The organism is Flavobacterium sp. (assembly GCF_020217025.1).
Taxonomy (GTDB): Bacteria; Bacteroidota; Bacteroidia; order Flavobacteriales; family Flavobacteriaceae; genus Flavobacterium.
This window is the reverse complement of sequence record NZ_JAIWOF010000199.1, coordinates 1-10,000: the sequence shown is the minus strand read 5'-3', so window position 1 is coordinate 10,000 and position 10,000 is coordinate 1. Positions and strand designations below refer to the sequence as shown.

11 protein-coding genes are annotated in these 10,000 nt (G+C 32.9%); 9 read left to right on the top strand and 2 right to left on the bottom strand.

Features of this window, described 5'->3' with window-relative positions; genetic code table 11:
* The first annotated feature begins 39 nt into the window (after positions 1-39).
* The 4 genes from LDL23_RS10280 (at position 40) to LDL23_RS10265 (ending at position 2,832) form a co-directional block, all read left to right on the top strand.
* Entirely contained in the window at positions 40-570 is a 531-nt protein-coding gene (locus tag LDL23_RS10280) for an NAD(P)H-dependent oxidoreductase (RefSeq protein WP_291265616.1), read from the top strand.
* A gap of 74 nt (positions 571-644) precedes the next feature.
* On the top strand, positions 645-1,514 hold the full coding sequence (gene fabD, locus LDL23_RS10275) for an ACP S-malonyltransferase (protein WP_291265615.1): 870 nt from the start codon (positions 645-647) through the stop codon (positions 1,512-1,514).
* A 6-nt stretch (positions 1,515-1,520) separates the two neighbouring features.
* Complete coding sequence (locus LDL23_RS10270; RefSeq protein WP_291265614.1) at positions 1,521-2,501, top strand: YihY/virulence factor BrkB family protein; 981 nt, start codon at positions 1,521-1,523, stop codon at positions 2,499-2,501.
* A 76-nt stretch (positions 2,502-2,577) separates the two neighbouring features.
* The gene (locus LDL23_RS10265; RefSeq protein ID WP_291265613.1) at positions 2,578-2,832 is read left to right on the top strand and encodes a hypothetical protein; all 255 of its coding nucleotides are present in this window, start codon (positions 2,578-2,580) and stop codon (positions 2,830-2,832) included.
* Between the two features lie 29 nt (positions 2,833-2,861).
* Here LDL23_RS10265 and galE read toward each other — a convergent pair whose 3' ends face one another.
* A complete protein-coding gene (galE, locus tag LDL23_RS10260) occupies positions 2,862-3,878 on the bottom strand; it encodes a UDP-glucose 4-epimerase GalE (protein ID WP_291265612.1) in 1,017 nt (338 codons plus the stop codon).
* A 51-nt stretch (positions 3,879-3,929) separates the two neighbouring features.
* Positions 3,930-5,057 carry a DegT/DnrJ/EryC1/StrS aminotransferase family protein gene (locus LDL23_RS10255; RefSeq protein WP_291265611.1) on the bottom strand — a complete coding sequence of 376 codons (1,128 nt, stop codon included), beginning with the start codon at positions 5,055-5,057 and terminating at the stop codon, positions 3,930-3,932.
* A 270-nt stretch (positions 5,058-5,327) separates the two neighbouring features.
* Between LDL23_RS10255 and LDL23_RS10250 the strand changes: the two genes are divergently transcribed.
* The 5 genes from LDL23_RS10250 to LDL23_RS10230 all read left to right on the top strand — a co-directional run bounded on the left by LDL23_RS10250 (position 5,328) and on the right by LDL23_RS10230 (position 9,911).
* Positions 5,328-6,581: a glycosyltransferase N-terminal domain-containing protein gene (locus tag LDL23_RS10250; protein ID WP_291265610.1), complete on the top strand. Its 1,254-nt coding sequence runs from the start codon at positions 5,328-5,330 to the stop codon at positions 6,579-6,581.
* On the top strand, positions 6,581-7,030 hold the full coding sequence (locus LDL23_RS10245; protein WP_291265609.1) for a GNAT family N-acetyltransferase: 450 nt from the start codon (positions 6,581-6,583) through the stop codon (positions 7,028-7,030). Before LDL23_RS10250 ends, LDL23_RS10245 begins: the two co-directional genes overlap by 1 nt.
* A 10-nt stretch (positions 7,031-7,040) precedes the next feature.
* Positions 7,041-9,194 carry a S46 family peptidase gene (locus LDL23_RS10240; RefSeq protein WP_291265608.1) on the top strand — a complete coding sequence of 718 codons (2,154 nt, stop codon included), beginning with the start codon at positions 7,041-7,043 and terminating at the stop codon, positions 9,192-9,194.
* Between the two features lie 163 nt (positions 9,195-9,357).
* Positions 9,358-9,564 (top strand): hypothetical protein, encoded by a 207-nt coding sequence (locus LDL23_RS10235; RefSeq protein WP_026724294.1) that lies wholly within the window; start codon positions 9,358-9,360, stop codon positions 9,562-9,564.
* A gap of 119 nt (positions 9,565-9,683) precedes the next feature.
* Positions 9,684-9,911: a hypothetical protein gene (locus LDL23_RS10230; RefSeq protein WP_026724295.1), complete on the top strand. Its 228-nt coding sequence runs from the start codon at positions 9,684-9,686 to the stop codon at positions 9,909-9,911.
* Positions 9,912-10,000: the final 89 nt, after the last annotated feature.

Here is a 10,000-nt window from a genome sequence, read left to right as displayed (position 1 = left end):
AATGTCCTTCTGGTGCTTTAACATACTATCTAAATAAAAATGACTAAAAAAATTATCGCTTTTGGAGCTTCATCAAGTAAGCAATCCATCAATAAACAATTGGCAACTTTTGCTGCAAATCAGTTTCAAAATGTAACAATTGAAATTTTAGATTTAAACGATTACGAAATGCCTATTTTCTCTGTTGATAAAGAAAAAGAAAATGGAATTCATCCGTTAGCACAAGATTTTTATGCGAATTTAGGAAGTGCCGATTTAATTATAATTTCGTTTGCCGAACATAACGGAAATTACTCCACAGCTTTTAAGAATATTTTAGATTGGACTTCTCGAATTAACGCTAAAACTTTTCAAGAAAAACCAATGTTGTTATTAGCTACTTCTCCTGGTGCTCGTGGTGGAAGCTCGGTTTTAGAAATTGCTTCAAAACGTTTTCCGTTTCAAGGTGGAATTGTAAAAGGTAGTTTTTCTTTACCAAGTTTCTACGAAAATTTTGATGTAGTAAATGGCATTATCCATCCGGAATACAAAAATCAATTATTGGAAATTGTAAATTCTACTGAATTCTAATAAAAATGTTATTTTTGCTGAAGTTTTGAGTTTCACTTTTAAACTCATAAACCTTAAACTTTTAAACTAAAAACATGAAAGCATACGTATTTCCAGGTCAAGGCGCACAATTCTCAGGAATGGGAAAAGATTTATATGAAAATTCAGCTGTAGCAAAAGAATTATTTGAAAAAGCTAATGAAATATTAGGTTTTAGAATCACTGATATCATGTTCGAAGGAACTGCTGAAGAATTGAAAGAAACTAAGGTAACCCAACCAGCGGTTTTCTTGCATTCGGTAATTTTAGCAAAAGTTTTAGACGTAAAACCAGATATGGTTGCCGGACATTCGTTAGGTGAATTTTCTGCTTTAGTTGCAAATGGTGCTTTATCATTTGAAGATGGATTAAAATTAGTTTCACAAAGAGCTATGGCAATGCAAAAAGCATGTGAAATTACACCTTCAACTATGGCGGCTGTTTTAAACTTAGACGACAAAATTGTAGAAGATATTTGTGCTTCAATTGATGGTGTTGTGGTAGCTGCAAATTACAACTGTCCAGGTCAATTAGTGATTTCTGGAGAATACAAAGCAGTAGAATTAGCTTGTGAAAAGATGAAAGAAGCAGGTGCAAAACGTGCTTTAATTTTACCTGTTGGTGGCGCTTTCCACTCACCAATGATGGAGCCAGCAAGAGAAGAATTAGCGGCAGCAATTGAAGCTACTACTTTTTCAACTCCAATTTGCCCAGTGTATCAAAATGTTACTGCTAGCGCTGTTTCTGATGCGAATGAAATCAAGAAAAATTTAATCATTCAATTAACAGCTCCAGTAAAATGGACGCAATCGGTACAACAAATGATTAAAGATGGCGCAACGAGTTTCACAGAAGTTGGTCCAGGAAAAGTATTAGTTGGATTAGTAAATAAAATTGATAAAGAAGTCGAAACGATTTCGGCATAATCTATTTTGAAAGGAGTTAGAGAAGCGTACTACAAAGATTTATGGGATGTAATTCATTCCACATTTTCCGAATTTGGAGAACATAAAATCATGAAAAAAAGTGCTTCATTAGCCTACACAACCGTATTTTCAATGGCTCCACTACTTATGGTTTTACTATATGTAGTGGGGCTTTTTTTTGGAACTAATGCAATTGAAGGTGAGGTTTTTCTTCAAATCAAAGATTTTTTAGGCGAAAAAGCCGCTATTCAATTGCAAGAAATGATTAAAAATATTGCCATTTCAAATAAAAGTGGATTTCCTGCACTCATTGGAATCATAACTTTATTAATAGGTGCAACTTCAGTTTTTGCAGAAATTCAAGATTCTATTAATTCTATTTGGGGAATTCGACTTAAAAAACGTTCTAGTTTTTGGTTATACTTTAAATCCAGATTACTTTCTTTTGGGGTAATTGGGAGTTTAGGATTCATATTATTAGCGTCTTTAGGATTATCAGCCATTTTAGATTCATTGAACCAAAAACTATTTGCACATTTTTCTGAAGCTGCTGTTTATACTGTTTACATTGGACAAACATTGGTAACTTTAACGGTAATAACATTACTTTTTGCAGTAATTTTCAAAATATTACCCGATGCCAACATCACTTGGAAACAGGTTCGAGTTTCTTCGTTTACAACTGCTATCCTTTTTATGTTTGGAAAGTTTTTAATTTCGTTTTACATTTCTCAATCGTCATTAGGAACCATTTATGGAGCAGCGGGTTCATTAGTCATTATTATGGTTTGGGTTTATTATTCGTCTGTGATTTTGTACTTGGGAGCGCTATTTGCAAAATGCTATGCCATTGAATTTGGAAGTTCTATAAAACCATCAAAATATGCCGAAATAATTCATGTAGTAGAATTAAAATTAGAAGCTACCACATTACAAGATGCCAAGGAAGAAGTAGAAGAGATTAAGAAAAACAACGATATTAAGTAATTACTTTTTGGTAAAAAATATTTCACTTTCCTTTGGCATTAATTTTGTAATTTTATTTCGTAAAATAAATTCAACCATGAAAAAAATATTTTTAGGAATTGCACTGGCAACTATGTTATTTTCTTGCAAAGAAGAAACAAAAGAAAAAGTAAAAGAAGCTTCTGAAGCCGTTGGAGCCGATTTAAAACAAGCGGCAGATTCGGCAAAAGTAAAAGCTAAAAAAGCAATTGATTCTTCTAAAGTAGGCGAAAAAGCAAAACACATTATTGCTAAAGGAGCTGAAAAAGTGGAAGAAGGAGCAAAAAAAGTAAAAGAATCTGTTGAAAAATAAAAAAATCCTCAATTGAGGATTTTTTTATTTTATTTATTTCTGATTTTATTCTCCCATTTCCAAGCACTTTCTAAAGCTTCCTCTAAAGTAGATTGTGCTTTCCAACCTAGAATAGTATTTGCTTTGTCTGTATTGGCGTAAGCTTCAATTACATCGCCTTCTCTTCTACCCACAATTTGATAATTTAATTTTTGATTGGACACTTTTTCAAAAGCAGTAATGACTTCCAAAACCGAACTTCCCGTTCCTGTTCCTAAATTAAACGTATCTACTTTTTCTGAGTTTTGTTTGTTTAACAAGCGTTGTAAGGCAATTACATGTGCTTTTGCTAAATCAACTACATGAATGTAGTCGCGAATTGCGGTACCATCAGGAGTTGGATAATCATCCCCAAAAACCGATAATTTTTCACGAAGTCCAATAGCAGTTTGCGTAATAAAAGGTACTAAATTTTGTGGAACACCTAATGGTAATTCACCAATTTCAGCCGAAGGATGTGCTCCAATAGGATTAAAATAACGTAATAAAATAGAATTGATATTGGTTACTTTTGCAACATCGGTTATAATTTCCTCACCTATTTGCTTCGTATTTCCGTAAGGTGACATCGCAACTTGAATAGGTGCATTTTCGGTAATTGGCATTTTTTCGGCTTGACCGTAAACGGTACAAGACGAACTGAAAATAAAATGAGCTTCTGGCTTTCTCTGTAATTCTTGTAATAAGTATACTAAAGAATTGATATTGTTTTCATAATACAACAAAGGATTTTCAACACTTTCTCCCACCGCTTTTGAAGCAGCAAAATGAATCACTCCTGAAATATCTTGGTATTTAGAAAAGAAATTTTGAACCGCCGATTTATCTCGCAAATCGATGTTTTCAAACAAAGGTTTTTTCCCAGTAATACGCTCAATTCCGTCTAAAACCTCTATTGATGAATTAGAAAGATTATCGATTGCAATTACATCAAAACCCTCATTTTGTAATTCCACAACTGTGTGAGAACCTATAAATCCTAAACCGCCAGTAACCAGTATCTTCATTCTTTATTATTAAATTAAGAGACGCGATAAATAGCGTCTCTTAAATATGAATTAAACAAATTCTAAAACTGAATCTGTAATAAATTTAATTTGTTCGTCATCTAATTCCGTATGCATTGGTAACGCGATTACTTCTTTTACCATTTGATTCGTTACTGGAAAATCTTCTTCTTTGTAACGTGCATCTGCATACGCTTTTTGACTGTGTAATGGAATTGGATAATAAATTGCACATGGAATTCCTTTTGCTTGCAAATGTTCTAATAATCCATCGCGTTTTCCATTTAAAATTCGGATTACATATTGATGAAATACGTGACAATCACAAGATTCACATATAGTTGGCGCCCAAATATTTGGATTTACACTTAGAGCCAAACTGTATTTTCTGGCTGCTTCTTGACGTGCTTTGTTGTAAGCATCCAAATGTGGTAATTTCGCTTTTAAAACTCCAGCTTGAATACTATCTAAACGAGAATTCACACCTACAACATCATGATGATATCTTTCGTACATTCCGTGGTTTACGATTCCTCTGATTTTGTGTGCTAAAGCATCATCATTCGTAAAAATGGCTCCACCATCACCATAACAACCTAAGTTTTTAGATGGGAAAAATGAAGTTGCCGCAACATGTCCAATCGTTCCTACTTTCTTTTTAGAACCATCTTTTGAAGTGTAATCAGCACCGATTGCTTGTGCATTATCTTCGATAACATATAAATTATGCTCGCGAGCAATTTCCATAATCGCATCCATATTAGCAGCGCGACCAAATAAATGTACTGGAACAATTGCTTTTGTTTTAGGCGTAATTGCTTTACGAATTCCTTCTAACGAAATATTCATATTGTTCATATCTACATCCACTAAAACTGGAGTTAATTGCAATAACGCAATTACTTCAACTGTAGCAGCAAATGTAAAATCTGCAGTAATTACTTCATCACCTGGCTTTAAATCTAATCCCATCATGGCAATTTGCAACGCATCGGTTCCGTTAGCACATGGAATTACGTGTTTTACTCCCAAATATTTTTCTAAATCTGCTTGGAATTGGTGAACCAAAGGTCCGTTGATATATGTATTCGTATCTAAAACCTCTTGAATAGAAGCGTTCACTTCTTCTTTTATCTTTTCATATTGACTTTTCAAGTCAACCATTTGTAATTTTCTCATAATTGAAATTTTCTGTTAGCAAAATTACTAATTATCTTTTGATGTGGTTTTTTTTCTTTTTAAAAAATAAAAAATTAAACAAAAAATTATAGTGGAAGCTAAAGTTGTGAAAATTGATTTGTTATCGATTTCATCTTCAAAAAAATATTTTTTTATCAACAAAGTGACGATAAAATACAACATTGCCAATATTCCCATTTGTTTTGAAATCAATTTCATATTTTTTTTATTTGATGAAACAATTGTACTTTTATAACCTTAATTAAAGGCATGAATCAAATATATAATTTAATTGTAATTATAGCTGCACAATTGCTGAAAATAATTGCGCTTTTTAGTCCGAAAATGAAACTTTTTATAAACGGACAAAAATCCGTTTTTCAAACTTTGGCGGATAAAATTCAAACTTCGGATAAAACGATTTGGTTTCATGCGGCTTCTTTAGGCGAATATGAGCAAGGCTTACCCGTAATTGAAGCAATCAAACAACAATTCCCAAATCATAAAATTGTGGTTACTTTTTTTTCTCCTTCGGGTTATGAAGTACGAAAAAACAATACCGTTGCTGATGTTACTGTTTATTTACCATTAGATACAATTTCGAATGCGAAACAATTTATTGAATTGGTTCATCCCGAAATGGTATTTTTTATCAAATACGAATATTGGCCAAATTATCTGAACGAATTAAAAAAACAGCAAATCAAAACCTATTTGATTTCTGGAATTCTTAGAGAAAATCAAGCGTTTTTTAAATGGTATGGCGGATTTTACAGAAACGCTTTAAAAACATTTGATTACTTCTTTGTTCAGAATGAAAGTTCAAAAAAACTACTTCAAAGTATCGGATTTAACAATGTAAAAGTTTCTGGCGATACGCGTTTTGATCGTGTGGTTTCAATTTTAGAACGTGATAATTCATTAGATTTTATCGAACAATTCAAAGACAACAAAACTACAATCGTAATCGGAAGTTCATGGCCAAAAGATGAAAGTTTATTGATTAATTACATCAATCAGAGTTCGGATGATGTGAAATTTATTATTGCACCGCATAATATTAAACAAGAGCAAATTTCAAATCTCAAAAATCAAATTCAAAAGAAAACGATTTTATATTCGGAAAAAGATGAGATGCTGAAACAAGTTCAGCATGACAAAATAGAGGCTTTTCAGGTTTTCATCATCGACACCATCGGAATTTTAACCAAAATCTATTCTTACGCCGATATTGCTTATGTGGGCGGAGGTTTTGGAAATCCAGGTGTTCACAATATTTTAGAACCGGCGACTTTTGGAGTTCCGGTTGTAATTGGACCAAATTATTCCCATTTTGCTGAAGCCACGGCATTGGTAAATATGGAAGGTTGTATTTCGATTCAGAATCAAACGCAACTTAATGAGGCTTTTGATTTATTGCTTCACAACGAAGACGAACGATTAGAAAAAGGGCACATTTGCAGCACATTTGTTCAAATGAATAAAGGAGCCACGCAAACGATTATAAATCATATTTTGGACTAATGACAAGCTTCAAACCATTAGAAATTGCAGACATTGAAATCATCACCTTAATGATGCAAGAGTTCTATGCGATTGACAATTATCCTATGGATATTGAAGTGGCTAAAACTTTGTTTCAAGAATTTATTCCCAATGAACATCTTGGAAAATCTTGGTTGATATATTCCGAAAATGAAATTGTGGGTTATATCATTCTTACTTTTATTTTCAGTTTTGAATATGGTGGAAAGATTGCTTTTGTTGACGAATTATTCATCAAAGAAACCGCTCGCGGAAAAGGTTTTGGAAAAGAAGCGATTCAGTTTATTCAACGTGAAGTTCCTAAATTATCGTTAAAATTACTGTATTTAGAAGTCGAACCGCACAACGAAAACGCACAAAAATTGTATCTTGCACACGATTTTGAGCTTCATAACCGAAAATTAATGAAGTACAAAGTCACTAAATAAAATTATACCTATGAAATTTTTAAAATTACTACTTGTTTTATTTGTTATCCAAGTTCAAGCGCAACAAGGAGGCATGTGGATTCCTTCGTTATTGAAAGGAACTAACGAAAAAGAAATGAAAGCTTTGGGAATGAAAATTAGTGCCGATGATATTTATTCGGTAAATAATTCCAGCTTAAAAGACGCTGTTCCTCATTTTGATGGCGGTTGTACAGCAGAAATGATTTCTCCAAAAGGACTTTTATTAACTAATCACCACTGTGGTTATGACAACATTCAAAGTCATTCTACTGTTGAACATGATTATTTAACGAATGGTTTTTGGGCTTACAAAATGGAAGACGAATTACCAAACAAAGATTTAATCGTTACTTTTATCATCAAGATTGAGGATGTAACTACAAAAATCTTTGAAGGTGTTTTAAATCTTCCTTCAGAAAGCGATAAGCAAAAAAGAATCCAACAAAATATCGTGGCTTTAAATAAAAGTTATTCAAGAGAAGCTTGGCAAGAAACGATGATTCGTGCTTTTTACGATGGAAACCAATACTTATTATTCGTAACTGAAACTTTTAAAGATGTTCGTTTAGTAGGGGCACCACCAAGTTCAATTGGAAAATTTGGTTCTGATACAGACAATTGGGTTTGGCCTCGTCACACAGGTGATTTCTCTTTATTTAGAATTTACGCAGACAAAAACAATCGTCCTGCTGAATATTCAAAAGACAACGTTCCTTATACTCCAAAACACTTTTTCCCAGTTTCTGCAAAAGGAATTCAAGAAAACGATTTCACCATGGTAATGGGTTATCCAGGAAGAACTCAAGAATATTTACCATCATTCGCTGTAGAACAAATTGTAAATGATTTGAATCCAGCTAAAATCGAAATTCGTGATGCTGCTTTAAAAGTACAAGATGGTTTCATGAGAAAAGACAACGCGATTAAAATTCAATACGCTTCTAAGTATGCTGGAGTTGCGAATTATTGGAAAAAATGGATAGGCGAAACTAAAGGTTTGAAAAAATCGAATGCGGTTGCCTTTAAACAAGATTTCGAAAAGAAATTCCAAGAAAGAGTTAACAAAGCTGGAAAACAGGCCGAATACGGAACTATTTTAGCTGATTTCGAAAAGAACTACAGAGACATTAGAGAATATGCCATTGCAAGAGATTACTTTACGGAAGTCGTTTTGCGTAATTCAGAAATCTTATCTTTTGGATATCGTTTGTACCAATTAGAGCAAGTATATAACACTAAAGGTGAGCAAGCTTTTAATGACAGAAAAAACAATTTAATTTCAGGATTCGAAGGTTTATATAAAGATTACAGCGCTCAAGTGGATGAAAAAGTTTTTGAACAATTGATCAATTTATACGCTACAAAATCTCCAAAACAATTTTTACCAGAAAGTTTAAACAATGTTAATGCATCTGCTTTAACAACAAGTGTTTTTGGTTCTTCGAAATTAACTAGCTTTAATGGTTTGAAAGAATTATTGAATGGTGATGCTAAGTCGGTTTTAGAGAAATTAAATCAAGACAAAGGTTACCAATTAGTAAAATCAATTGCGGATAGTTACCAAAAAAATGTAGCACCTAAGTTTGATGAGATCAATTTAAAAAATATCGCATTACAAAGAACGTACATGAAAGGAATTATGGAATTCTTCCCTAACGATAGAATTTTCCCTGATGCGAATAGTACGTTACGTGTAACTTATGGAAAAGTAAAAGGCTATAAACCAAGCGATGCTGTTATTTACGAACCGGTGAGTTATTTAGATGGAGTGATTGAAAAATACATTCCAGGCGATTACGAATTTGACGTTCCAAAAAAATTAATCGATTTGTATAACGCAAAAGATTATGGAAGATATGCCGACAAAAACGGGAAAATGCCATTAGCATTTATCGCAACAAATCATACTACTGGCGGGAATTCAGGAAGTCCTGCTTTGGATGCAAAAGGAAACCTAATCGGATTGAACTTTGATAGAGTTTGGGAAGGTACAATGAGCGACATTTATTATAGTCCAGAAATCTGTAGAAACATCATGGTTGATGCACGCTACATTTTATTTGTGATTGATAAATTTGCAGGAGCTAAAAACCTTATCGAAGAGATGACAATTATTTATCCTAAGTCACAAAAAGCCAAATAATTACAGAATTTTTTAAAAATAAAAAGTTTGGCACGCCATTTGAAATAAAGCATTTCGGAATCCAAAGAAAAAAAATGAAAAAAAATGTCTAAAAATATTTTGACATGTTAAAAAATTTATATCTTTGCTCCGAATTAATAATTAACCTTTATAATTTAGTAAGATGAAAAAAGTTGTTTTAAGTTTAGCAATTGTTGCTGCTATGTTCGTTTCATGTAAAGAAAATGCTGCTGAAGAAACTCCAGCTGTTGACTCAACTGTAGTTGAAACTCCTGCTGTTGAAGAAGCTCCTGTAGCTGATTCTACTGCTGTAGTTGCTGATTCTGCTGCTACTGCTGCACCTGCTGCTGAAGCTGCACCTGCTAAGTAATTTATTGCTGACAGAAAAAATCAAGCTCCACAATGTGGGGCTTTTTTTTAAACATATAGAGAAGAGAATAGTGCAATCCTATTCAAAATAAAATTTTAACCTTTTATAATTAAAACAAAATGAAAAAAGTTGTATTAAGTTTAGCAGTTGTTGCTGCTATGTTCGTTTCTTGTAAAGAAGCTGCTGCTGAGGCAGAAACTGCAGTTGATTCTACTGCTACTGAAGTAACTGAAACTGTTGAAGCTGTTGCTGACTCTACTGCTGTAGTTGCTGATTCTGCTGCTGCTAAAGTTGAAGGAGCTGCTACTGAAGCTGTTGAAGCAGTTAAAGAAGAAGTAAAAAAATAATTTTAAATTATTTTATAATAAAAAGCCTTGCACTGCAAGGCTTTTTTTATTCTGACGGTCCAAATATATCTTCAGCAGAAGAAAAATCC